Source organism: Enterobacter cloacae complex sp. 277I4 (genome assembly GCF_050031465.1).
In the GTDB taxonomy this organism is placed as follows: domain Bacteria; phylum Pseudomonadota; class Gammaproteobacteria; order Enterobacterales; family Enterobacteriaceae; genus Enterobacter; species Enterobacter cloacae.
This window is the reverse complement of record NZ_JBLGWC010000001.1, coordinates 3,527,513-3,551,021: the sequence shown is the minus strand read 5'-3', so window position 1 is coordinate 3,551,021 and position 23,509 is coordinate 3,527,513. Positions and strand designations below refer to the sequence as shown.

Here is a 23,509-nt window from a genome sequence, read left to right as displayed (position 1 = left end):
TTATGCACGAGAATCAACAACCACAAACCGAGGCTTTTGAGCTGAGTGAAGCAGAGCGTGCCGCCATTGAGCACGAGATGCACCACTACGAAGACCCGCGTGCGGCGTCCATTGAAGCGCTGAAAATCGTACAGAAACAGCGTGGTTGGGTGCCGGATGGGGCGATCTATGCGATCGCAGAAGTGCTGGGTATCCCGGCCAGTGACGTAGAAGGCGTAGCCACATTCTACAGCCAGATCTTCCGTCAGCCGGTGGGCCGCCATGTGATCCGCTACTGTGACAGCGTTGTCTGCCACATTACCGGTTATCAGGGCATTCAGGCTGCGATTGAGAAAAAACTCAATATCAAGCCGGGCCAGACCACGTTCGATGGTCGCTTTACTCTGCTGCCAACCTGCTGCCTGGGTAACTGCGACAAGGGGCCGACCATGATGATTGATGAGGATACTCACAGCCATCTGACGCCGGAAGCCATTCCTGACCTGCTGGAGCAGTACAAATGAAAACTGTAATTCGTACTGCTGAGACGCATCCGCTGACCTGGCGTCTGCGCGATGACAAACAGCCGGTATGGCTCGACGAATACCAGAGCAAAAACGGCTATGCCGGGGCGCGTAAAGCCCTGGGCGGCATGGCGCCAGACGACATCGTTAACGCGGTGAAAGAGTCGGGTCTGAAAGGTCGCGGCGGCGCGGGCTTCTCCACCGGTCTGAAGTGGAGCCTGATGCCAAAAGATGAATCCATGAACATCCGTTACCTGCTGTGTAACGCGGATGAAATGGAGCCGGGTACCTATAAAGACCGTCTGCTGATGGAGCAACTGCCGCACCTGCTGGTGGAAGGCATGTTGATCTCCGCGTTCGCGCTGAAAGCGTACCGTGGTTACATCTTCCTGCGCGGTGAGTACATCGAAGCGGCGGAAAACCTGCGTCGCGCGATTGCCGAAGCGACCGAAGCGGGCCTGCTTGGCAAAAACATTCTCGGCACCGGGTTTGACTTCGAGCTGTTCGTGCACACCGGTGCAGGGCGTTATATCTGCGGTGAAGAGACCGCGCTGATTAACTCCCTGGAAGGCCGCCGTGCGAACCCGCGTTCCAAGCCGCCGTTCCCGGCAAGCTCCGGCGTGTGGGGTAAACCGACCTGTGTGAACAACGTCGAAACCCTGTGTAACGTTCCGGCTATCCTCGCCAACGGCGTGGAGTGGTATCAGGGCATCTCCTCAAGCAAAGATGCCGGTACCAAGCTGATGGGCTTCTCCGGCCGCGTGAAAAACCCTGGCGTCTGGGAACTGCCGTTCGGTACCACCGCCCGCGAAATTCTTGAAGACTACGCCGGTGGCATGCGCGATGGCCTGAAATTTAAAGCCTGGCAGCCGGGTGGGGCAGGGACAGACTTCCTGACCGAAGCCCACCTTGACCTGCCGATGGAATTCGAAAGCATTGGTAAAGCAGGTAGCCGTCTGGGTACGGCGCTGGCGATGGCCGTCGACCACGAGATCGGCATGGTCTCGCTGGTGCGTAACCTGGAAGAGTTCTTCGCCCGTGAGTCCTGCGGCTGGTGTACACCGTGCCGTGACGGTCTGCCGTGGAGCGTGAAGATCCTGCGTGCTATCGAACGCGGCGAAGGCCAGCCTGGTGATATCGAGACACTTGAGCAACTGTGTCGATTCTTAGGGCCGGGCAAAACCTTCTGTGCCCACGCACCGGGTGCCGTCGAGCCGCTGCAGAGCGCGATTAAATATTTCCGCGACGAATTCGAAGCAGGCATCAAGCAGCCGTTCAGCAATACCCATTCAATCAATGGTATTCAGCCGAACCTGCTGAAAGCACGCTGGTAAAAACAGAATTTTGATTAACGCTCGAAGCAATTCGAGACAACTGGAAGCATGCTAATGGCTACGATTCATGTAGACGGCAAAGAATACGAAGTCAACGGGGCGGACAACCTGCTGGAAGCTTGTCTGTCTCTTGGCCTCGATATTCCGTACTTTTGCTGGCATCCGGCGCTGGGCAGCGTCGGTGCTTGCCGCCAGTGTGCGGTGAAGCAATATCAAAACGCGGAAGACACGCGTGGTCGCCTGGTGATGTCCTGTATGACGCCAGCCACCGAAGGCACCTTTATTTCGATTGATGACGAAGAAGCAAAACAGTTCCGTGAAAGCGTTGTGGAATGGTTGATGACCAACCACCCGCACGACTGCCCGGTCTGTGAAGAGGGCGGCAACTGCCACCTTCAGGATATGACCGTAATGACCGGTCACAGCTTCCGTCGCTATCGCTTTACTAAACGTACGCACCGTAACCAGGACCTGGGGCCGTTCATCTCTCACGAAATGAACCGCTGCATCGCCTGCTACCGCTGCGTGCGTTACTACAAAGATTACGCAGACGGTCAGGATCTGGGCGTGTATGGCGCACATGACAACGTCTACTTCGGTCGTCCGGAAGACGGTACGCTTGAGAGCGAATTCTCCGGTAACCTGGTAGAAATCTGTCCGACCGGCGTATTCACCGATAAAACTCACTCCGAGCGTTACAACCGTAAGTGGGACATGCAGTTTGCACCAAGCATCTGCCAGCAGTGTTCGCTGGGCTGTAACACCAGCCCGGGTGAGCGCTACGGCGAACTGCGTCGTATCGAAAACCGTTACAACGGTACCGTAAACCATTACTTCCTGTGCGACCGCGGTCGTTTCGGCTATGGCTATGTAAACCTGAAAGACCGTCCGCGTCAGCCGGTTCAGCGCCGTGGCGACGACTTTATCACCCTGAACGCTGAACAGGCGATGCAGGGTGCGGCAGATATTCTGCGTCAGTCGAAGAAAGTGATCGGTATCGGCTCCCCGCGTGCCAGCATCGAAAGCAACTTCGCGCTGCGTGAGCTGGTGGGGGCGGAAAACTTCTACACCGGTATCGCTCAGGGCGAGCAGGAACGTCTGCAGCTGGTACTGAAAGTGCTGCGCGAAGGCGGTATTCATACCCCTGCGCTGCGCGAAATCGAATCGTATGATGCGGTTCTGGTGCTGGGCGAAGATCTGACGCAGACCGGCGCTCGCGCGGCTCTGGCGGTTCGCCAGGCGGTGAAGGGTAAAGCACGTGAAATGGCAGCGGCACAGAAAGTGGCTGACTGGCAGATTGCGGCAATCCTTAACATCGGCCAGCGCGCGAAGCATCCTCTGTTTGTGACGAACGTCGACAACACCCGTCTGGACGATATCGCCGCGTGGACCTACTGCGCGCCGGTTGAAGATCAGGCGCGTCTTGGCTTTGCCATTGCCCATGCGCTGGACAATAACTCTCCGGCCGTTGAACTGGATCGTGACCTGCAAAGCAAAGTCGACGTGATTGTTCAGGCGCTGGCGGGGGCGAAGAAACCACTGATTATCTCCGGGACTAACGCCGGTAGCGCCGAGATCATTCAGGCTGCAGCGAACGTCGCCAAAGCCCTGAAAGGCCGCGGTGCGGACGTTGGTGTCACCATGATTGCCCGTGCGGTGAACAGCATCGGTCTGGGTATGATTGGCGGCGGCTCGCTGGAAGAAGCGTTAAGCGAACTGGAGTCCGGTGCTGCTGACGCCGTTGTGGTGCTGGAAAATGACCTGCATCGCCATGCCTCTGCCGCGCGCGTTGACGCTGCGCTCTCTAAAGCACCGCTGGTGATGGTAATCGACCATCAGCGCACCGCGATTATGGATAAAGCGCACCTGGTGCTCTCTGCGGCAAGCTTCGCAGAAAGCGACGGTACGGTTATCAACAACGAAGGCCGCGCACAGCGTTTCTTCCAGGTTTATGACCCGGCGTACTACGACAGCAACACCGTGATGCTGGAAAGCTGGCGCTGGCTGCACTCCCTGCACAGCACCGTGCAAAGCCGTGAAGTGGACTGGACGCAGCTCGACCACGTTATCGATGCGGTAGTCGAAAAACTGCCTCAGCTGGCGGGCATTAAAGATGCTGCGCCTGAAGCGAGCTTCCGTATTCGCGGCCAGAAACTGGCGCGTGAACCGCACCGTTACAGTGGCCGTACCGCGATGCGTGCCAATATCAGCGTGCACGAACCGCGTCAGCCGCAGGATAAAGACACCATGTTCGCCTTCTCCATGGAAGGGAACAACCAGCCGTCTGCGCCGCGTTCACAGATCCCATTCGCATGGGCGCCGGGCTGGAACTCCCCGCAGGCGTGGAACAAGTTCCAGGCGGAAGTGGGCGGTTCACTGCGTCACGGCGATCCGGGCGTGCGTCTGATTGAAGCCTCCGAAACCGGTCTGGACTTCTTCACCACCGTTCCGGCGAGCTTCCAGGCGCAGGACGGTAGCTGGCGTATTGCGCCGTACTACCATCTGTTTGGTAGCGACGAGCTGTCCCAGCGTTCACCGGTATTCCAGCAGCGTATGCCGCAGCCGTACATCAAGCTCAACCCGGCAGACGCCGCGAAGCTTGGCGTGAACGCGGGTGCGAACATTGCCTTTAGCTACGAGGGCCAGACCATCAGCCTGCCGCTGATTATCTCTGAAAGCCTGACAGCAGGGCAGGTCGGTCTGCCGATGGGTATGCCTGGCATCGCGCCGGTACTGGCGGGTGCGCGTCTTGATAACCTGCAGGAGGCAAAAGCATGAGTTGGTTAACGCCGGATCTTATCGACAACCTGCTGAGCATTCTGAAAGCGATTGTCATTCTGCTGGTGGTGGTCACCTGTGGTGCGTTCATGAGCTTTGGTGAACGTCGTCTGCTTGGTCTGTTCCAGAACCGTTATGGACCAAACCGCGTTGGCTGGGGGGGATCACTCCAGCTGGTCGCGGACATGATCAAGATGTTCTTCAAAGAGGACTGGATCCCACGCTTCTCGGATCGCGTGATCTTTACGCTGGCACCGATGATCGCCTTCACCTCGCTGCTGCTGGCGTTTGCTATCGTTCCTGTCAGCCCGACCTGGGTGGTGGCTGACCTGAACATCGGCATTCTGTTCTTCCTGATGATGGCAGGACTCGCGGTTTACGCGGTACTGTTCGCAGGCTGGTCCAGTAACAACAAATACTCGCTGCTGGGTGCGATGCGTGCTTCCGCGCAGACGCTGAGCTACGAAGTGTTCCTGGGGCTCTCCCTGATGGGCGTGGTGGCGCAGGCCGGTTCATTCAACATGACCGACATCGTTAACAACCAGGCCGACATCTGGAACGTTATCCCGCAGTTCTTTGGTTTTGTTACCTTTGCTATCGCGGGCGTGGCGGTGTGTCACCGTCACCCGTTTGACCAGCCAGAAGCCGAACAGGAACTGGCCGACGGTTACCACATTGAATATTCCGGTATGAAATTCGGTCTGTTCTTCGTGGGCGAGTACATCGGTATCGTCACCATTTCCGCGTTGATGGTAACGCTGTTCTTTGGTGGCTGGCATGGCCCGTTCTTACCGCCGTTCATCTGGTTCGCGCTGAAAACCGCGTTCTTCATGATGATGTTCATTTTGATTCGCGCAGCGTTACCGCGTCCGCGTTATGACCAGGTAATGTCCTTCGGCTGGAAAGTGTGCCTGCCGCTGACGCTCGTCAACTTGTTGGTAACGGCGGCTGTCATTCTCTGGCAGCAGCCATAAGGGGCTATAGACCATGACCTTAAAAGAATTACTGGTAGGCTTCGGTACCCAGGTACGCAGTATCTGGATGATCGGCCTGCACGCGTTTGCCAAACGCGAAACCCGGATGTACCCGGAAGAGCCGGTATATCTGCCGCCGCGCTACCGTGGCCGTATCGTGCTGACGCGCGACCCGGACGGCTCCGAGCGCTGCGTTGCCTGTAACCTGTGTGCGGTAGCGTGTCCGGTAGGCTGTATCTCTCTGCAGAAAGCAGAGACGGTAGACGGCCGCTGGTACCCTGAGTTCTTCCGCATCAACTTCTCACGCTGCATCTTCTGTGGTCTGTGTGAAGAAGCGTGCCCAACCACGGCGATTCAGCTCACCCCGGACTTCGAACTGGGTGAATACAAGCGTCAGGACCTGGTGTACGAGAAAGAGGATCTGCTGATTTCCGGTCCGGGCAAATACCCGGAATATAACTTCTACCGGATGGCGGGTATGGCAATCGACGGCAAAGATAAGGGCGAAGCAGAGAACGAAGCCAAGCCTATCGACGTCAAGAGCCTGTTACCGTAAGGAGAGGGCAATGGAATTCGCTTTTTATATCTGTGGCCTTATCGCCATCCTGGCTACGCTACGAGTGATTACGCACACCAATCCGGTGCATGCGCTGCTGTACTTAATCATTTCGCTGCTGGCTATTTCCGGGGTGTTCTTTGCGCTCGGCGCGCACTTTGCCGGTGCGCTGGAAATCATCGTTTACGCCGGTGCCATCATGGTGCTGTTCGTCTTCGTGGTGATGATGCTGAACCTGGGCGGCTCTGAAATTGAGCAGGAACGTCAGTGGTTAAAACCGCAGGTGTGGATTGGCCCGGCAATTTTGTCGGCCATCATGCTGGTGGTGATTGTTTATGCCATTCTCGGCGTGAACGACCAGGGCATCGACGGTACGCCAATCGGCGCGAAAGAAGTGGGTATCACGCTGTTTGGCCCATACGTTCTGGCGGTTGAACTGGCCTCTATGCTGCTGCTGGCGGGTCTGGTTGTTGCCTTCCACGTTGGCCGCGAAGAGCGTGCTGGTGAGGTGCTGAGCAACCGCACTGACGACCGCGCGAAAAGAAAAACGGAGGAACGCGCATGATCCCCTTAACACATGGACTGATCCTCGCTGCGATTTTATTCGTTCTGGGCTTAACCGGTCTGGTTATCCGCCGCAATCTGCTGTTTATGCTGATCGGTCTGGAAATCATGATTAACGCCTCCGCGTTGGCCTTCGTGGTCGCCGGAAGCTACTGGGGCCAGACCGATGGTCAGGTGATGTACATTCTCGCCATCAGCCTCGCGGCTGCCGAAGCGAGTATTGGCCTGGCGCTGTTGCTGCAGCTCCATCGTCGCCGCCAGAACCTGAACATCGATTCAGTAAGTGAGTTGCGTGGATGAACATGCTTGCCTTAACCATTATTTTTCCGCTGATTGGCTTCGTGCTGCTGGCGTTTTCTCGCGGCCGCTGGTCTGAGAATCTGTCTGCGACCGTCGGCATGGGATCTGTCGGTCTGGCTGCGCTGGTAACAGCGTATGCGGGTATCGATTTCTTCAACAACGGGCGTCAGGCCTTCAGCGTGCCGCTGTGGACCTGGATGTCGGTCGGTGATTTCAACATCGGTTTTAACCTGGTGCTGGATGGTCTCTCGCTGACCATGCTCTCCGTGGTGACCGGCGTGGGCTTCCTGATCCATATGTTCGCCTCCTGGTACATGCGCGGTGAAGAGGGCTACTCCCGCTTCTTCGCCTACACCAACCTGTTTATCGCCAGCATGGTGGTTCTGGTGCTGGCCGATAACCTGCTGCTGATGTATCTGGGCTGGGAAGGCGTGGGTCTCTGTTCGTACCTGCTGATCGGGTTCTACTACACCGATCCGAAGAATGGCGCAGCGGCCATGAAAGCGTTCGTCGTGACCCGTGTGGGTGACGTCTTCCTCGCGTTCGCGCTGTTCATTCTCTACAACGAACTGGGCACGCTGAACTTCCGCGAAATGGTGGAACTGGCGCCTGCACACTTCGCCGCAGGCAACAACATGCTGTGGTGGGCAACGCTGATGCTGCTGGGTGGTGCTGTGGGTAAATCTGCACAGCTGCCGTTGCAGACATGGCTGGCCGACGCGATGGCGGGTCCAACCCCTGTCTCCGCGCTGATCCACGCCGCGACCATGGTCACCGCCGGTGTGTACCTGATTGCGCGTACCCATGGCCTGTTCCTGATGACCCCGGAAATTCTGCATCTGGTGGGTATCGTCGGTGCGGTCACGCTGGTGCTGGCAGGCTTTGCCGCGCTGGTGCAGACCGACATCAAACGCGTTCTTGCTTATTCCACCATGAGCCAGATTGGCTACATGTTCCTGGCGCTGGGCGTTCAGGCGTGGGACGCGGCGATTTTCCACCTGATGACGCACGCGTTCTTTAAAGCGCTGCTGTTCCTCTCATCCGGTTCCGTGATCCTGGCCTGCCATCACGAGCAGAACATCTTCAAGATGGGCGGACTGCGTAAGTCCATCCCGCTGGTGTATGTCTGCTTCCTGGTGGGCGGCGCGGCGCTGGCGGCACTGCCGCTAATTACCGCGGGCTTCTTCAGTAAGGACGAAATCCTTGCCGGTGCCATGGCGAATGGTCATATCAATCTGATGGTTGCGGGTCTGGTCGGTGCGTTCATGACCTCCCTGTATACCTTCCGTATGATTTTCATCGTATTCCACGGTAAAGAACAAATTCACGCTCATGCAGGGAAGGGGATTACTCACCACCTGCCGCTGATTGTGCTGCTGGTCCTGTCCACCTTCGTTGGCGCGATGATTGTGCCGCCGCTGCAGGGTGTACTGCCAGACACCACCGAGCTTGAGCACGGCCGCGTTCTGACGCTTGAAATCACCTCTGGTGTGGTCGCTATCGCGGGTATCCTGATTGCTGCATGGCTGTGGCTGGGCAAACGCACGCTGGTGACAGCCGTTGCCAACAGTGCGCCAGGCCGCCTGCTGGGCACCTGGTGGTACAACGCGTGGGGCTTCGACTGGCTGTACGACATGATCTTCGTTAAGCCGTTCCTGGGCATTGCGTGGCTGTTGAAGCGCGACCCACTGAACAGCCTGATGAATATCCCGGCGATCCTCTCCCGCTTTGCAGGTAAAGGCCTGCTGTACAGCGAGAACGGTTACCTGCGCTGGTATGTGGCGTCCATGAGCATCGGTGCGGTTGTCGTGCTGGCGCTGCTGATGGTGTTGCGTTGATCGTAAAGTGAATTTTATTCGAATTCGTTGAAAATCAGGCCCCTTCTGGGGGCCTTAAAAAGGAATGTAAATCGCCATGTTACTACCCTGGCTAATATTAATTCCCTTCATCGGCGGCTTCCTGTGCTGGCAGACTGAACGCTTTGGCGTGAAGATGCCGCGCTGGATCGCGCTGATCACCATGGGATTGACGCTCGCGCTTGGTCTGCAACTTTGGTTGCAGGGTGGCTACTCCCTGACCCAGTCTGCGGGCATTCCGCAGTGGCAGTCTGAGTTTATCCTGCCGTGGATCCCGCGTTTCGGCATTACGATCCACCTGGCGATTGACGGTCTGTCGCTGCTGATGGTGGTGCTGACCGGTCTGCTCGGCGTTCTGGCGGTACTTTGCTCCTGGCGAGAAATCGAAAAATACCAGGGCTTCTTCCACCTGAACCTGATGTGGATCCTGGGCGGCGTAATCGGCGTGTTCCTTGCCATCGACATGTTCCTGTTCTTCTTCTTCTGGGAGATGATGCTGGTGCCGATGTACTTCCTGATCGCGCTGTGGGGCCATAAGGCGTCCGACGGTAAAACGCGTATCACGGCGGCCACTAAGTTCTTCATCTATACCCAGGCGAGTGGTCTGGTGATGCTTATTGCCATTCTGGCGCTGGTGTTTGTGCACCACAATGCGACCGGTGTCTGGACCTTCAACTACGAAGACCTGCTGAAGACCCCGATGTCTCACGGTGTGGAATACCTGCTGATGCTCGGCTTCTTCATCGCCTTCGCGGTGAAAATGCCGGTCGTACCACTGCACGGCTGGCTGCCAGACGCGCACTCTCAGGCGCCAACGGCAGGTTCTGTTGACCTGGCGGGCATCTTGCTGAAAACAGCAGCCTACGGTCTGCTGCGTTTCGCGCTGCCACTGTTCCCGAACGCGTCCGCTGAGTTCGCACCGATTGCCATGTGGCTGGGGGTGATTGGTATCTTCTACGGTGCCTGGATGGCATTCACGCAGTACGACATCAAACGTCTGATTGCGTACACCTCCGTTTCCCACATGGGCTTCGTGCTGATTGCTATCTACACCGGCAGCCAGCTGGCGTACCAGGGCGCGGTGATCCAGATGATTGCGCACGGTCTGTCCGCAGCCGGTCTCTTCATCCTCTGTGGTCAGCTGTACGAACGTCTGCACACCCGTGACATGCGTATGATGGGCGGTCTGTGGAGCAAAATTAAGTGGCTGCCGGCGCTGTCTATGTTCTTCGCGGTGGCGACCCTGGGTATGCCAGGTACCGGTAACTTCGTCGGCGAATTTATGATTCTGTTCGGCAGCTTCAAAGTGGTACCGATGATTACCGTCATCTCCACCTTTGGTCTGGTGTTCGCGTCCGTCTACTCGCTGGCGATGCTGCACCGTGCTTACTTCGGTAAAGCGAAGAGCGAAATTGCTGCACAAGAACTGCCGGGGATGTCGCTGCGTGAGCTGTTCATCATCCTGCTGCTGGTCGTACTGCTGGTGCTGCTGGGCTTCTTCCCGCAGCCGATTCTGGATACCTCGCACTCCGCGATGGGTAATATCCAGCAGTGGTTTGTTAATTCTGTTTCTACTACAAGGCCGTAATTCGCCATGACAATAACTCCACAACAACTGATCGCGCTGCTACCGCTGCTGATCGTCGGATTGACGGTGGTGGTTGTGATGCTCTCCATTGCGTGGCGACGCAATCACTTCCTGAATGCCACGCTGTCGGTCATCGGATTGAACGCCGCGTTAGTCTCTCTCTGGTTTGTTGGCCAGGGTGGGGCGATGGACGTCACCCCGCTGATGCGCGTTGACGGCTATGCCATGCTGTACACGGGGCTGGTTCTGCTGGCGAGCCTGGCGACCTGTACCTTTGCCTATCCGTGGCTCGAAGGCTACAACGACAACAAAGAAGAGTTTTACCTGCTGGTACTGATTGCCGCACTCGGCGGCATTCTGCTGGCGAATGCAAACCATCTGGCTGCGCTGTTCCTCGGCATTGAGCTTATCTCTCTGCCGCTGTTCGGCCTGATTGGTTACGCCTTCCGTCAGAAGCGCTCTCTGGAAGCGAGCATCAAGTACACCATCCTGTCTGCTGCTGCCTCGTCCTTCCTGTTGTTTGGTATTGCGCTGCTGTACGCGCAGACCGGTAACCTTTCGTTCATGGCGCTTGGCAAGAGCCTCGGCGACGGCATGCTGCACGAGCCGCTGCTGCTGGCGGGTCTGGGCATGATGATTGTTGGCCTCGGCTTTAAACTCTCTCTGGTTCCGTTCCACCTGTGGACCCCGGACGTTTACCAGGGCGCACCGGCGCCAGTTTCTACCTTCCTGGCGACGGCGAGCAAAATCGCCATCTTCGGTGTGGTCATGCGCCTGTTCCTGTACGCACCGGTAGGTGACAGCGAAGCAGTTCGCACGGTGCTGGGGATTATCGCGTTCGTCTCCATCATCTTCGGTAACCTGATGGCGCTGAGCCAGACCAACATTAAACGTCTGCTGGGTTACTCCTCCATCTCTCATCTGGGCTACCTGCTGGTGGCACTGATTGCGCTGCAGAGCGGTGAGATGTCGATGGAAACCGTAGGCGTTTACCTGGCCGGTTACCTGTTCAGCAGCCTCGGCGCGTTCGGCGTGGTGAGCCTGATGTCCAGCCCGTACCGTGGCCCGGATGCAGATTCACTGTTCTCCTACCGTGGCCTGTTCTGGCACCGTCCGATCCTGTCTGCGGTGATGACCGTGATGATGCTCTCTCTGGCGGGTATCCCAATGACGCTGGGCTTCATCGGTAAGTTCTACGTGCTGGCTGTCGGTGTGCAGGCGCACCTGTGGTGGCTGACTGCGGGCGTGGTTATCGGCTCGGCAATCGGTCTGTACTACTATCTGCGTGTGGCCGTGAGCCTGTACCTGAGCGCGCCTCAGCAGCTCAACCGCGACGCACCAGGCAACTGGCAGTACAGCGCCGGTGGTATTGTGGTGCTGATCTCCGCGCTGCTGGTGCTGATCTTTGGTATCTATCCGCAGCCGCTGATTGATATCGTGCAGCGAGCAATGCCGCTGATGTAAAAGCAAAAAACCCGCCTCGGCGGGTTTTTTTATGGTTTTCGCCCTCTCCTACAGGGAGAGGGGCGGGGTGAGGGCACCAGCCCGCACCAGACTTAAGCCAGCTGTTTCCTGCTAATCAACGGCCCGTCAATCTTCTTCATCGAACGGTCCAGCACCTCTTCAATCACCGACGACAGCTCGTTCAGCTCAAACTTCGCCACGTAGCCGTCGGCCTTCACTTTACGAATATGATCTTCGTTGGCGTTGCCCGAAAGCGAAGAGTGGATCACAACAGGAATATCTTTCAGCAGCGGGTCGGTTTTGATTTTGCGCGTCAGCGTGAAACCGTCCATCTCTGGCATTTCGAGGTCGGTCAGCACCAGGGCAATTTTATCGGTGATCGGCACCCCTTCAGCCTGCGCCTGCGCGGCCAGCACGCCAATTTTCTCCCATGCGTCTTTACCGGTGATATGCAGTTGCGCCGGGATCTCCATAGCCTGTAATCCCTTCTCCAGCATGGAGCGCGCGACTTTGGAATCTTCCGCTACAATCGCCACAGCGCCAGGCTTGATGTGGAACTTAGTGGTCTGCAGATTCGTGGCGTGCAGATCGTGGTTGGCCGGCGTGATGTCATACAGGATCTGCTCAACGTCCAGCACCATCGCCAGCTCGTTGGTATCGGTCTTTTCGTCCAGACAGGCGATACTGGTGATGTAACGTCCGCTGACGGCGGTTTCCGCCGCGTGAACCTGCTTCCAGTCGAGGCGCATGATGTTCTCAACCGATTCCACCGCAAACGCCTGCACGCTGCGGGCATATTCGGTGATCAGCAGGATGTTGAGCCCCGTCGTCGGCTTACAGCCCGCCACGGCGGCCAGGTCGATCACCGGGATCACCTGATCGCGGATATTCACCATCCCCATCAGCGGGGACTTCATCCCTGCGGGTTTGGTGAACTCCGGCATCGGCACAATTTCACGCAGCTTAAAGACGTTAATGCCAAACAGCTCGGATTTATTTTCATTCAGAGACGTGCCCAGACGGAACAGCAACAGCTCAAAACGATTCGACAGGGTGAGATTTGCCCTGTCATCAATATCTTTCTGGAAATTATCCATTCTACCCTCAAGTGAAATGCTGCCCTTTTAATCGTTATCGGCATCCTGAGAGAAAAATGAAGGACTAAACGCTGACCTGAGTGAAATCGTTGGCCAGCTCACATGCCGGGAACACGTCGCGGCACTCTGCCAGCAGTTTTTCACAGCCGTGGGCGTCATAGCGCGAGCTGACATGGGTGACAATCAATCTTCCGACGTTCGCTTCACGGGCAAGCGCCGCCGCCTGACGTGTTGAGCTGTGACCCCGGCTGTTGGCTTTCTCTTCCATCGCCGTTTCAAGCGTGGCTTCGTGCACCATCACATCCACCTCTCGCGCCAGTTGCAGGGCCGCAGGGCAGGGCGCGGTATCGCCAAAAATCGCCAGTTTTTTCCCTGGCTGCGGTGGGGCGAGATAGTCCTGGCCATTAATCGTGCGGCCGTCCTCAAGCGTGACGGTTTCGCCCTGTTTCAGGCGCTGAAAAAGCGGTCCGGGCTTCACACCATCGGCAATCAGCGCAGCGGCGTCGAGCGCGCCGGGCTTATCATGCGCTTCGATGCGGTAGCCATAGCACTCAACCGGATGGTTGAGCGGCCGGGCGGTGACGGTATAGTCCCCGTCATCCAAAACCAGCCCCTCGGTTATCTCAATCACCTCCAGCGGATAATCTGTCCACGACCCGCTCAGGCGCAGCGTGGTTTCAACAAACTCACCAGTACCCGCCGGTCCGTAAATCGTCAGCGGGTTGGCATTACCCGCCATCGAACGGCTGCACAGCAGGCCCGGCAGGCCAAACAGGTGATCGCCATGCAGATGCGTGATAAAGATCTTATCCAGCTTACCGGGATGATAAGCGGTGTGTAACAGCTGATGCTGCGTTCCTTCGCCACAGTCAAACAGCCACAGTCCGCCACGGGTTGGGTGCTGCAGATCCAGCAGGATCGCGGTCACGTTTCGTGTGCGTGTTGGCACGCCAGCGGACGTACCCAGAAAAATCAGTTCCATAACGCAATCAGCCCTTTGCCGAATGGGGGAGGGTTTAGTATAACGTGATGAACCCAGGAAGGAGACCGACATGATCCAGTGGCAAGATTTACACCATAGTGAACTCACCGTTCAGACACTGTACGCCCTGCTCAAACTGCGCTGCGAAGTGTTTGTTGTGGAACAAACCTGCCCGTATCAGGACATCGATGGTGATGATCTGGTGGGCGAGAACCGTCATATTCTCGGCTGGAGGGATAACGAGCTGGTGGCGTATGCGAGGATTCTGAAAAGCGAGGACGATTTTGAGCCTGTCGTTATTGGTCGCGTCATTATTAGCGGCAAGGCGCGCGGTGAAAAACTGGGCTATCAGCTGATGGAAAAAACGCTGGAGGCATGCCAAAAACAGTGGCCAGACAAGGCGTTATACCTTGGCGCACAGGCGCACCTTCAGTCTTTCTACGGCCACTTTGGCTTTATGCCGGTCACGGACGTGTACGACGAAGACGGCATTCCTCATATCGGTATGGCGCGGGAAGTGAAACAGGCGTAATGGCAGGTCGTTGGCTATAGTTAGCGGACTGGTGTACTAACATGGAGAAAAATATGTCATTTCAATCCTGGGATACCCGTGTCGATGACGACCTGACGTTACTGAGCGAAACGCTGGAAGAGGTGTTACGTTCGTCCGGCGACCCTGCCGATCAGAAATATATCGAACTCAAGGCACGTGCCGAACAGGCGCTACATGACGTCAAAACCCGCGTCAGCCATGCGTCCGACAATTACTACTACCGCGCAAAAAAAGCGGTGTATCGCGCCGATGATTACGTCCATGAAAAACCGTGGCAAGGCATTGGTGTCGGAGCGGCGGTGGGGCTGGTGCTGGGGCTGCTTCTGGCCCGTCGTTAACCCCTGAATCGGACGCTTAACCCCTCCCTATACGTGGGTACTGATATTTCTGATGGTACCCCGTATACTAAGCGTTTTTACAGGGAGAGGTTCGCGTGCATTCGATTTCCAACGCGCTGGAACGTCTGCGTACTCAGCTTGCGCAAGCGTTACCCGCTACACCCGGCTTACGTCACGTTGACGTCTCTTTCCCGTTAAACGACGCTTTCGACCCTCTCGCCTGGCTTGGTGCTCAGTGCCTCTTTCCCCAGTTTTACTGGCAGCAGCGTAACGGTGATGAAGAGCTGGCTGCGCTGGGCGCCGTCATCCATTTTTCCTCCCTGGCTCAGGCTTCGCAGTTTTTACAGCAACAGCCTGTAGCGAACGACACGCGGATCTGCGGCCTGAATGCCTTCACCCCGGAGCAGGGCAGTCTCTTTTTACCCCGCCTGCTGTGGCGACGTTCTGCCGGGACCGCCACGTTGCGTCTGCAGCTGTGGAGTGACCGTTCCCTTCAGGAGGATGCCGACGCGGCGCTGGCGTTCTTACAGCAGCTTCGCGATGCCCGCCCAATCCGCCCGCTCTCCGCCCAGGTAGTGCAGGAGACCCATCAGCCGCAAAAACCGGAATGGCTGCGCCTTATCCGTCAGGCGACAGAGACCATTGCGCGCGGCGAAGTCGAAAAGGTGGTGCTCGCCCGGGCAACCGATCTGCAGTTCAGTCAGCCTGTGAATGCCGTGGCGCTGATGGCGGCCAGCCGTGCCCTGAATCTGAACTGCTATCATTTCTGCATGGTTTTCGATGCCAGCAACGCGTTTCTTGGCTCCACACCTGAACGGCTGTGGCGGCGGCGCGGCAACCTGCTGCGTACCGAAGCGCTGGCCGGTACCGTCGCCAGCCATCCCGATGACAAGCAGGCCCGCCTTCTGGGCGACTGGCTGATGAACGATGATAAAAACCAGCGTGAAAACATGCTGGTGGTAGAGGATATCTGCCAGCGGCTGCAGCACCATACCCGGACGCTGGAGGTCCTGCCAGCACAGGTTATGCGGTTGCGCAAAGTGCAGCATCTTCGCCGCTGCATCTGGACCGAGCTCAAGCATGCGGATGATGAGCAATGTCTGCATGTGCTGCAGCCGACGGCTGCGGTTGCCGGGTTACCGCGCCAGCCAGCACGCGAATTCATACACCGCGTTGAACCTTTCGACCGGGAATGGTATGCCGGATCCGCCGGATATCTGTCGCCAGAACAAAGCGAGTTCTGCGTGGCCCTGCGCTCGGCGCGCGTCCATGACGCCACCGTCCGTCTTTACGCCGGGGCGGGGATCGTCAGCGGTTCCGATCCGGAACAGGAATGGCAGGAGATCGAAAATAAAGCCGCAGGCTTGCGCTCTCTGCTCCTGAAGGATTAGTACTGATTCGCGCAATCCCGATTCATATCAAAATTCTATTTTTTTCTATTATTTATACTGTGTCGCATTCTTGATACCGGACAATCTCATGTCAGTAAGTTCTTTTAACCGACGCTGGGCGACGGTGATCCTTGAAGCCCTGACTCGCCATGGCGTCAGGCATGTGTGTATTGCGCCGGGCTCACGCTCCACACCGCTGACGCTGGCGGCAGCAGAGAACCGGGCATTTATTCACCACACCCATTTTGACGAGCGCGGCCTGGGCCACCTGGCTCTGGGGCTGGCAAAGGTCAGCAAGGAACCGGTGGCGGTGATCGTCACCTCCGGTACTGCCGTGGCAAACCTCTATCCGGCCCTTATCGAAGCCGGGCTGACCGGTGAGAAACTGGTGCTGCTGACGGCCGATCGCCCGCCCGAGCTTATTGACTGCGGAGCGAACCAGGCTATTCGTCAGCCGGGCCTCTTTGCCTCGCATCCTTCGCAGACGGTTTCGTTACCCCGACCCACGCAGGACATTCCCGCAAGCTGGCTGGTCTCGACCGTCGATCACGCCATGGAGACGTTGCGCAGCGGGGCGTTACATATTAACTGTCCGTTTGCCGAGCCGTTGTACGGCGAAATGGACGACACTGGTCTTGCCTGGCAGCAGCAGCTTGGCGACTGGTGGGAGAGCGAAAAGCCGTGGCTGCGCGAGCAGACACACCTTGAGAGCGCAAAGCAACGTGACTGGTTTTTCTGGCGACAAAAACGCGGCGTGGTTATTGCCGGGCGCATGAGCGCTGCCGAAGGCAGGCAGGTGGCCGAATGGGCACACACCCTTGGCTGGCCGCTGATTGGCGACGTGCTGTCCCAGACCGGACAGCCGCTGCCGTGTGCCGATCTCTGGCTCGGGAATGCGAAAGCGGTGACTGAGCTGGCGCAGGCGCAGATTGTGGTTCAGCTGGGCGCAAGCCTGACCGGCAAACGGTTACTGCAGTGGCAGGCAACCTGTAGCCCGGAAGAGTACTGGCTGGTGGATCCGCTGGAAGGGCGGCTCGATCCGGCGCACCATCGCGGTCGTCGTCTGGTGAGCGACATTGACGCCTGGCTGGCGCTCCACCCGGCGGAAAAGCGCGCCCCGTGGGCCGTTGAGATCCCGGCGCTGTCGCGTCAGGCGTGGGAGTTGACCCGTGCAAAATGCGAAGAGTTTGGTGAAGCGGAGCTGGCGCACCGTATTTACCGGTATCTGCCGGAGCAGGGGCAACTGTTTGTCGGCAACAGCCTGGTGGTGCGTCTGATTGATGCGTTCTCAAAACTGCCTGCGGGCTATCCGGTCTACAGTAACCGGGGAGCCAGCGGCATTGACGGGCTGATCTCCACGGCGGCGGGTGTGCAGCGAGCCAGCGCGAAATCCACGCTGGCGATCGTGGGCGATCTTTCGGCGCTGTACGATCTCAATGCGCTGGCGCTGCTGCGGCAGGTGTCGGCGCCGTTTGTGCTGATTGTGGTCAACAATAACGGCGGGCAGATCTTCTCCCTGCTGCCGACACCGCAGAGCGAACGCGAGCGCTTCTATCTGATGCCGCAGAACGTGCAGTTTGAACATGCCGCAGCGATGTTTAACCTGAAATACCACCGCCCGGAAAACTGGGAAGCGCTGGATGCAGTCCTGAGCAGCGCCTGGCGACAGCCCGGTGCAACGCTGATTGAACTGGTCGTCAACGAGGCTGACGGTGCGCAGAAGCTGCAAAGTCTGCTGGCGCAGGTGAGCCACCTGTGATCCTCGCAGGCGCGCAACAGGCCGGTAAGCCAGGTTACCCCTGGCTGGTCTTTTTGCATGGATTTTCTGGCGATTGCCGCGAGTGGCAGACGGTCGGCGAGGCGCTCAGCGATTATCCCCGGCTTTATCTCGACCTGCCGGGGCATGGCCGGTCCGCCAGTATGGCCGTCACGGGGTTCGAAGAGATGAGTGACGTGCTTACCCGAACCCTTGTTAGTTACAACATACTTAACTACTGGCTGGTGGGGTACTCCCTTGGCGGCCGCATTGCGATGTTTCATGCCTGCCAGGATCCTGCGGGGCTTTGCGGCATCATGGTGGAAGGCGGACATCCGGGCCTGAAGGGGGTCGCAGCACGAGAGGCAAGAGCAGCATCCGACCATCTGTGGGCGCAGCGTTTTCGCACGCAGCCCCTCTCAAACGTCTTTGCCGACTGGTATCAACAGCCTGTCTTTGCCTCCCTGACGGACAGCCAGCGCAGGGCGCTCATCGCCCTGCGCTGTCGCAACGCGGGCACAAACCTGGCGATGATGCTTGAGGCAACCTCGCTCGCCGTGCAACCAGACCTGCGTGCCGCCCTCAGCGCGCGAAATTTCCCTTTTGATTATCTCTATGGCGAACGTGACGAGAAGTTCGCGGCCCTGGCCGCTGAACTGAACGCTGTTCGCCATGTCATTCCAAACGCCGGACACAACGCCCACCGGGAAAATCCCGGGGCGGTTAGCGCGAGTCTGGCTCAGATACTGCGTCGTCGAATAAAGGACACTCTATGATCTATCCTGATGAAAACATGCTCTATGCACCGGTTGAATGGCAAGACTGCTCCGAAGGTTACACCGACATTCGTTACCACAAATCGGCTGACGGTATCGCCAAAATCACCATTAATCGTCCGCAGGTGCGTAACGCCTTCCGTCCCCTGACCGTAAAAGAGATGATTCAGGCCCTGGCGGATGCGCGCTATGACGACAACATCGGCGTTATCGTCCTGACCGGGGAAGGCGAAAAAGCGTTCTGCTCCGGTGGCGATCAGAAAGTACGCGGTGACTACGGCGGATACCAGGACGATGCGGGTACCCATCACCTGAACGTGCTTGATTTCCAGCGTCAAATCCGTACCTGCCCAAAACCCGTGGTGGCCATGGTGGCAGGCTACTCCATCGGCGGCGGCCACGTGCTGCACATGATGTGCGATCTGACCATTGCCGCAGAGAACGCCATCTTCGGTCAGACGGGCCCGAAAGTCGGCTCTTTTGACGGCGGCTGGGGGGCTTCTTACATGGCGCGCATTGTCGGTCAGAAAAAAGCCCGCGAAATCTGGTTCCTGTGCCGTCAGTACAACGCCCAGGAAGCGCTGGATATGGGCCTGGTTAACACCGTGGTGCCGATTGCCGATCTCGAAAAAGAGACCGTTCGCTGGTGTCGCGAAATGCTGCAGAACAGCCCAATGGCGCTGCGCTGCCTGAAAGCGGCCCTGAACGCTGACTGTGACGGTCAGGCGGGGCTGCAGGAGCTGGCGGGTAACGCCACTATGCTGTTCTACATGACCGAAGAGGGTCAGGAAGGACGCAACGCGTTTAACGAAAAACGCCAGCCAGACTTCAGTAAATACAAACGGAACCCGTAATGCGTCGCGCGCAGGTTTACCGCTGGCAGATACCGATGGACGCGGGCGTGGTGCTGCGTGAACGGCGGTTAAAAACCCGTGATGGCTTCTTCGTGCAATTGCAGCAGGGTGAAGGGCAGGGCTGGGGCGAGATTTCGCCTCTGCCGGGCTTTAGCCTGGAGTCGCTGGAGGAGGCGCAGGCTGCGCTGATGGCATGGGTAGAGGAATGGCGTACAGGCCTGAATCCGCCGCTGCCCGATCTCCCTTCCGCCGCATTTGGCATCAGCTGCGCGCTCGCGGAGCTCGACGGCAGCCTGCCTGATGAGGCCGATTACCGTGCCGCGCCGCTCTGCACGGGCGATCCGGACGAGCTGTTTGCCTTGCTCATCGCAATGCCCGGCGAGAAAGTGGCGAAAATCAAAGTCGGTCTTTACGAAGCGGTACGCGACGGCATGGTCGCTAACCTCTTGCTGGAGGCGATCCCCGATCTGCGCCTGCGTCTGGATGCCAACCGCGCCTGGACGCCGCTTAAGGCGCAGCAGTTCGCGAAGTACGTCAACCCGGCGTACCGCAGCCGCATCGCTTTTCTGGAAGAGCCGTGTAAAACCCGTGAGGATTCACGCGCTTTTGCCCGAGAAACCGGCATTGCCATCGCCTGGGATGAAAGCCTGCGCGAGGCGGACTTTGCCTTTAGCGCCGAGCCAGGCGTCAGCGCCGTGGTCATAAAACCGACGCTAACGGGCAGTCTGGCGAAGGTGCGCGAACAGGTGGCGGCAGCGCATGAGGCAGGGCTGACGGCGGTGATCAGCTCCTCCATCGAATCCAGCCTTGGGCTGACGCAGCTGGCGCGCATTGCCGCCTGGTTAACGCCCGACACCATCCCGGGGCTGGATACGTTAAACCTGATGCAAACCCAGCTCATTCGCCCGTGGCCGGGGAGCGCGCTGCCGTGCGCGGGCGTTGAGGCGCTGGAGCCGTTGCAATGAGTTTTAGCGACTGGCCGTGGCGGCACTGGCGCGAGCAGCGTGCTGATACACCGGCTCTGCGTCTAAACGACGAGGTGCTGAGCTGGCAACAGCTCTGCACCCGCATCGACAATCTGGCTGCAGGGTTTCATCAGCAGGGCGTGGAGGCGGGTGACGGCGTGCTGCTGCTCGCCCATAATCACCCGCAGACCCTGCTGGCATGGCTGGCGCTGCTCCAGTGCGGCGCGCGAATTCTTCCGGTTAATCCCCAGCTCCCGCATCCCCTGCTGGAGGTATTACTTCCTCAGATGACGCTGCGTTTTGTGCTGGTGCTGGACGGTCACTATGACGGGCTCGCCGCGCTTAGCGTGCATGCTCCGTCCGGCGAATACCGCGTGGCATGGCAGCCTGAGCGGCTGGCCTCGATGACGCTCACCTCCGGCTCCACCGGGCTGCCGAAAGCGGCCGTTCATACCTGCGGGGCGCATCTTGCAAGCGCTGAGGGCGTCCTCGCGCTGATGCCCTACGGCGACGATGACGACTGGCTGCTTTCGCTGCCGCTGTTTCATGTCTCCGGGCAGGGGATTTTATGGCGCTGGCTGCAGGCTGGCGCGCGCTTAACCGTACGCGAGAAGCAGCCGCTGGAGCAGGCCTTGCAGGGGTGTACGCATGCCTCGCTGGTGCCAACCCAGCTCTGGCGTCTGCTCAATACCCACCAGCGGATCGCGCTGAAAGCGGTACTGCTGGGCGGGGCCGCCATCCCCGTTGAGTTGACGCAACAGGCGCGCGCGCAGGGTATTTCTACGTTTTGTGGCTATGGCCTGACGGAGTTTGCCTCTACCGTCTGCGCGAAAGAGGCTGACGGTGAGCCGGACGTGGGCAGCGCATTGCCGGGCAGGGAGGTTCAGGTCGTTAACGGTGAAGTGTGGATCAAGGCGCAAAGCATGGCCTCAGGCTACTGGCGCGACGGCGCGTTGCTGCCGCTCACGAATTCAGAGGGCTGGTTTGCCACCCGCGATCGCGGCGAACTGCATGACGGTCGCCTGACGATCCTCGGTCGGATGGATAACCTCTTTTTCAGCGGAGGCGAGGGCATTCAGCCGGAGAGTCTTGAGCGGATTATCGCGACCCATCCGCACATCAGCCAGGTCTTCATTGTTCCGCTGAATGACGCCGAATTTGGTCAGCGTCCGGTAGCGGTGGTGGAGTGTGAACCGGGAACGGATATCACCCGCTTGCCGGAATGGGTACAGGGCAAACTGGCACGATTTGAACAGCCCGTCCACTGGCTGGTACTGCCTGCGGAGTTAAAAAATGGCGGGATTAAGATCTCCCGCCAGGCGTTAAAACAGTGGGTGAATGCCCAGCTGTCTGGTTAATTAGCCGACATCGGGCTGCGGCTTACGCTGACGACGCAGCAGGCGCAGCACCGGCGGCACGACCACCACCACAATAGCCAGCACCAGCAGGATCTTCGCCACATTGCTGTCCCACAGAATGGCGACATCGCCATTGCTGATGGACAGGGCGCGGCGCAGGTTCTGCTCCAGCATCTCACCCAGCACAAAGCCCAGAATCAACGGCGACATCGGGAAGTGCATTTTACGCAAGATGTAGCCGAACACCCCCAGCACCACCATCAGAATCAGGTCGAAGGTGGTGCTGTGTACCGCATACACCCCCACCGCCGAGACGGCTGCGATTGCGGGTACCAGGAACCACAGCGGAATGGTCAGCATACGGGTGAACAGGCCAATCAGCGGAATGTTCATGACCAGCAACATCACGTTGGCAATCAGCAGTGCCGCAATCAGCCCCCAGACGATATCCGGCTGTTCGGTGAACATCGCCGGTCCTGGCGTGATGTTATAGAGCGTCAGCGCCCCCATCATCACCGCCGTGGTACCGGAGCCGGGCACGCCGAGCGTCAGCATGGGAATAAACGAGCCACAGGCCGAGGCATTGTTAGCCGCCTCGGGTGCGGCGACGCCGCGAATATCGCCTTTACCAAAGCTGTCGCTGTTGCCGCTGAGTTTTTTCTCCGTCATGTAGGTGATGGCGCTGGCGATGGTCGCCCCGGCGCCCGGCAGAATGCCAACAAAGAAGCCAATGACCGCTGAACGCAGCGTGGTACCGATACACTGCACCCCCTCTTTGGCGTTAAAGAGCATCCGGCCAGTTTTACGCACCAGCGTCTGCCCGCTGCTGGTATGTTCCAGCATCAGTAAGATCTCAGAGACAGAGAACAGACCAATCACGACCACGATAAACTGCACGCCGTCGGACAGGTGAACGCTGTCGAAGGTAAAGCGATAGACCCCGGTGTTGGCATCCACGCCGACGGTGGCTAACCCTAAGCCAATCAGCGCAGACAAAAACGATTTCAGTGGGTTTTGTGCCATCATGCTGCCGAGACAGGCAATGGCGAAGACCATCAGGGCAAAATACTCTGCCGGACCAAACGCCAGCGACCACTGGGCCAGCGCAGGCGCAAACAGAATGATGCCGCCAATGGCAATCAGCGAGCCAAAGAACGAACTGACGGCGGAAATAGACAGCGCCACGCCGCCGCGCCCCTGCCGCGCCATCGGGTAACCATCCAGCGCGGTCATAATGGCCGCCGCATCCCCGGGCACGTTGAGCAGTATTGACGAGATTCGGCCGCCATATTCACAGCCGATGTAGACCGTCGCCAGCAGGATCAGCGCTGATTCCGCAGGCAGATGCAGGGCAAACGCCAGCGGGAGCAAAATAGCGACCCCGTTGATGGGCCCAAGCCCAGGCAACAGACCGACGATCGTCCCGACGAAGCAGCCGATCAGGGCGATCACCAGGTTTTCCGGGGTCATCGCCACAGCGAACCCCTGTGAGAGGTAAATCCAGGTATCCATAGCGTGCTCC

General features: G+C 58.4%; 21 protein-coding genes. 18 read left to right on the top strand and 3 right to left on the bottom strand.

Annotated features, from left to right (window positions below):
- Positions 1 to 2 precede the first annotated feature (2 nt).
- From nuoE to nuoN, 10 genes are all read left to right on the top strand, one after another.
- Positions 3 to 503, top strand: a complete 501-nt coding sequence (gene nuoE, locus ACQG19_RS17300; RefSeq protein ID WP_003861486.1) for an NADH-quinone oxidoreductase subunit NuoE — start codon at positions 3 to 5, stop codon at positions 501 to 503.
- On the top strand, positions 500 to 1,837 hold the full coding sequence (nuoF, locus tag ACQG19_RS17295) for an NADH-quinone oxidoreductase subunit NuoF (protein WP_003861487.1): 1,338 nt from the start codon (positions 500 to 502) through the stop codon (positions 1,835 to 1,837). Before nuoE ends, nuoF begins: the two co-directional genes overlap by 4 nt.
- Before the next feature lie 54 nt (positions 1,838 to 1,891).
- Positions 1,892 to 4,615: an NADH-quinone oxidoreductase subunit NuoG gene (gene nuoG / locus ACQG19_RS17290; protein WP_023621514.1), complete on the top strand. Its 2,724-nt coding sequence runs from the start codon at positions 1,892 to 1,894 to the stop codon at positions 4,613 to 4,615.
- Entirely contained in the window at positions 4,612 to 5,589 is a 978-nt protein-coding gene (gene nuoH / locus ACQG19_RS17285) for an NADH-quinone oxidoreductase subunit NuoH (RefSeq protein ID WP_246931958.1), read from the top strand. The genes nuoG and nuoH overlap by 4 nt, the downstream gene beginning before the upstream one ends.
- Before the next feature lie 13 nt (positions 5,590 to 5,602).
- Complete coding sequence (nuoI, locus tag ACQG19_RS17280) at positions 5,603 to 6,145, top strand: NADH-quinone oxidoreductase subunit NuoI (protein ID WP_003861491.1); 543 nt, start codon at positions 5,603 to 5,605, stop codon at positions 6,143 to 6,145.
- Positions 6,146 to 6,155: 10 nt separating this feature from the next.
- Positions 6,156 to 6,710, top strand: a complete 555-nt coding sequence (gene nuoJ / locus ACQG19_RS17275; protein ID WP_008500212.1) for an NADH-quinone oxidoreductase subunit J — start codon at positions 6,156 to 6,158, stop codon at positions 6,708 to 6,710.
- The gene (nuoK, locus tag ACQG19_RS17270; protein WP_003861496.1) at positions 6,707 to 7,009 is read left to right on the top strand and encodes an NADH-quinone oxidoreductase subunit NuoK; all 303 of its coding nucleotides are present in this window, start codon (positions 6,707 to 6,709) and stop codon (positions 7,007 to 7,009) included. Before nuoJ ends, nuoK begins: the two co-directional genes overlap by 4 nt.
- On the top strand, positions 7,006 to 8,847 hold the full coding sequence (gene nuoL / locus ACQG19_RS17265) for an NADH-quinone oxidoreductase subunit L (protein ID WP_014832758.1): 1,842 nt from the start codon (positions 7,006 to 7,008) through the stop codon (positions 8,845 to 8,847). The genes nuoK and nuoL overlap by 4 nt, the downstream gene beginning before the upstream one ends.
- 76 nt (positions 8,848 to 8,923) lie before the next feature.
- Positions 8,924 to 10,453, top strand: a complete 1,530-nt coding sequence (nuoM, locus tag ACQG19_RS17260) for an NADH-quinone oxidoreductase subunit M (protein WP_222168737.1) — start codon at positions 8,924 to 8,926, stop codon at positions 10,451 to 10,453.
- Positions 10,454 to 10,459: 6 nt separating this feature from the next.
- Positions 10,460 to 11,917 carry an NADH-quinone oxidoreductase subunit NuoN gene (gene nuoN / locus ACQG19_RS17255; RefSeq protein WP_014832756.1) on the top strand — a complete coding sequence of 486 codons (1,458 nt, stop codon included), beginning with the start codon at positions 10,460 to 10,462 and terminating at the stop codon, positions 11,915 to 11,917.
- Between the two features lie 92 nt (positions 11,918 to 12,009).
- On the opposite strand, the gene ACQG19_RS17250 is transcribed toward nuoN, so the two are convergent.
- Together ACQG19_RS17250 and rbn are read right to left on the bottom strand one after the other, a co-directional pair.
- Positions 12,010 to 13,014: a chemotaxis protein gene (locus ACQG19_RS17250; RefSeq protein ID WP_013098100.1), complete on the bottom strand. Its 1,005-nt coding sequence runs from the start codon at positions 13,012 to 13,014 to the stop codon at positions 12,010 to 12,012.
- A gap of 64 nt (positions 13,015 to 13,078) precedes the next feature.
- Complete coding sequence (rbn, locus tag ACQG19_RS17245) at positions 13,079 to 13,996, bottom strand: ribonuclease BN (RefSeq protein ID WP_100168257.1); 918 nt, start codon at positions 13,994 to 13,996, stop codon at positions 13,079 to 13,081.
- A 70-nt stretch (positions 13,997 to 14,066) separates the two neighbouring features.
- Between rbn and ACQG19_RS17240 the strand changes: the two genes are divergently transcribed.
- From ACQG19_RS17240 to menE, 8 genes are all read left to right on the top strand, one after another.
- The gene (locus ACQG19_RS17240; RefSeq protein WP_038983959.1) at positions 14,067 to 14,528 is read left to right on the top strand and encodes a GNAT family N-acetyltransferase; all 462 of its coding nucleotides are present in this window, start codon (positions 14,067 to 14,069) and stop codon (positions 14,526 to 14,528) included.
- Positions 14,529 to 14,581: 53 nt separating this feature from the next.
- Positions 14,582 to 14,887, top strand: coding sequence for a stress response protein ElaB (gene elaB / locus ACQG19_RS17235; protein ID WP_028028061.1), 306 nt, complete (start codon positions 14,582 to 14,584; stop codon positions 14,885 to 14,887).
- A 95-nt stretch (positions 14,888 to 14,982) separates the two neighbouring features.
- Entirely contained in the window at positions 14,983 to 16,278 is a 1,296-nt protein-coding gene (menF, locus tag ACQG19_RS17230; RefSeq protein ID WP_013098096.1) for an isochorismate synthase MenF, read from the top strand.
- An 88-nt stretch (positions 16,279 to 16,366) separates the two neighbouring features.
- Positions 16,367 to 18,037 (top strand): 2-succinyl-5-enolpyruvyl-6-hydroxy-3-cyclohexene-1-carboxylic-acid synthase, encoded by a 1,671-nt coding sequence (menD, locus tag ACQG19_RS17225; protein WP_058678194.1) that lies wholly within the window; start codon positions 16,367 to 16,369, stop codon positions 18,035 to 18,037.
- Positions 18,034 to 18,810, top strand: coding sequence for a 2-succinyl-6-hydroxy-2,4-cyclohexadiene-1-carboxylate synthase (gene menH, locus ACQG19_RS17220; protein ID WP_048972298.1), 777 nt, complete (start codon positions 18,034 to 18,036; stop codon positions 18,808 to 18,810). Before menD ends, menH begins: the two co-directional genes overlap by 4 nt.
- The gene (gene menB / locus ACQG19_RS17215) at positions 18,807 to 19,664 is read left to right on the top strand and encodes a 1,4-dihydroxy-2-naphthoyl-CoA synthase (protein WP_013098093.1); all 858 of its coding nucleotides are present in this window, start codon (positions 18,807 to 18,809) and stop codon (positions 19,662 to 19,664) included. Before menH ends, menB begins: the two co-directional genes overlap by 4 nt.
- Entirely contained in the window at positions 19,664 to 20,629 is a 966-nt protein-coding gene (gene menC / locus ACQG19_RS17210) for an o-succinylbenzoate synthase (protein WP_058678193.1), read from the top strand. The genes menB and menC overlap by 1 nt, the downstream gene beginning before the upstream one ends.
- Positions 20,626 to 21,987 (top strand): o-succinylbenzoate--CoA ligase, encoded by a 1,362-nt coding sequence (gene menE / locus ACQG19_RS17205; protein ID WP_058678192.1) that lies wholly within the window; start codon positions 20,626 to 20,628, stop codon positions 21,985 to 21,987. Before menC ends, menE begins: the two co-directional genes overlap by 4 nt.
- Here the strand turns inward: menE and ACQG19_RS17200 are convergent, their stop codons facing one another.
- Positions 21,988 to 23,499, bottom strand: a complete 1,512-nt coding sequence (locus ACQG19_RS17200) for a tripartite tricarboxylate transporter permease (RefSeq protein ID WP_013098090.1) — start codon at positions 23,497 to 23,499, stop codon at positions 21,988 to 21,990. It lies immediately after the preceding gene.
- Positions 23,500 to 23,509: the final 10 nt, after the last annotated feature.

Excerpts from the sequence above, each read along its gene's own strand:
- nuoG (WP_023621514.1), top strand. The coding sequence starts at position 1,892 with ATGGCTACGATTCATGTAGACGGCAAAGAATACGAAGTCAACGGGGCG.
- nuoH (WP_246931958.1), top strand. The coding sequence starts at position 4,612 with ATGAGTTGGTTAACGCCGGATCTTATCGACAACCTGCTGAGCATTCTG.
- menC (WP_058678193.1), top strand. The coding sequence starts at position 19,664 with ATGCGTCGCGCGCAGGTTTACCGCTGGCAGATACCGATGGACGCGGGC.
- menD (WP_058678194.1), top strand. The coding sequence starts at position 16,367 with ATGTCAGTAAGTTCTTTTAACCGACGCTGGGCGACGGTGATCCTTGAA.
- nuoK (WP_003861496.1), top strand. The coding sequence starts at position 6,707 with ATGATCCCCTTAACACATGGACTGATCCTCGCTGCGATTTTATTCGTT.
- nuoM (WP_222168737.1), top strand. The coding sequence starts at position 8,924 with ATGTTACTACCCTGGCTAATATTAATTCCCTTCATCGGCGGCTTCCTG.
- ACQG19_RS17240 (WP_038983959.1), top strand. The coding sequence starts at position 14,067 with ATGATCCAGTGGCAAGATTTACACCATAGTGAACTCACCGTTCAGACA.
- nuoN (WP_014832756.1), top strand. The coding sequence starts at position 10,460 with ATGACAATAACTCCACAACAACTGATCGCGCTGCTACCGCTGCTGATC.
- nuoE (WP_003861486.1), top strand. The coding sequence starts at position 3 with ATGCACGAGAATCAACAACCACAAACCGAGGCTTTTGAGCTGAGTGAA.
- ACQG19_RS17250 (WP_013098100.1), bottom strand. The coding sequence starts at position 13,014 with ATGGATAATTTCCAGAAAGATATTGATGACAGGGCAAATCTCACCCTG.
- nuoI (WP_003861491.1), top strand. The coding sequence starts at position 5,603 with ATGACCTTAAAAGAATTACTGGTAGGCTTCGGTACCCAGGTACGCAGT.
- nuoF (WP_003861487.1), top strand. The coding sequence starts at position 500 with ATGAAAACTGTAATTCGTACTGCTGAGACGCATCCGCTGACCTGGCGT.
- menE (WP_058678192.1), top strand. The coding sequence starts at position 20,626 with ATGAGTTTTAGCGACTGGCCGTGGCGGCACTGGCGCGAGCAGCGTGCT.
- rbn (WP_100168257.1), bottom strand. The coding sequence starts at position 13,996 with ATGGAACTGATTTTTCTGGGTACGTCCGCTGGCGTGCCAACACGCACA.
- elaB (WP_028028061.1), top strand. The coding sequence starts at position 14,582 with ATGTCATTTCAATCCTGGGATACCCGTGTCGATGACGACCTGACGTTA.
- ACQG19_RS17200 (WP_013098090.1), bottom strand. The coding sequence starts at position 23,499 with ATGGATACCTGGATTTACCTCTCACAGGGGTTCGCTGTGGCGATGACC.
- nuoL (WP_014832758.1), top strand. The coding sequence starts at position 7,006 with ATGAACATGCTTGCCTTAACCATTATTTTTCCGCTGATTGGCTTCGTG.
- menB (WP_013098093.1), top strand. The coding sequence starts at position 18,807 with ATGATCTATCCTGATGAAAACATGCTCTATGCACCGGTTGAATGGCAA.
- nuoJ (WP_008500212.1), top strand. The coding sequence starts at position 6,156 with ATGGAATTCGCTTTTTATATCTGTGGCCTTATCGCCATCCTGGCTACG.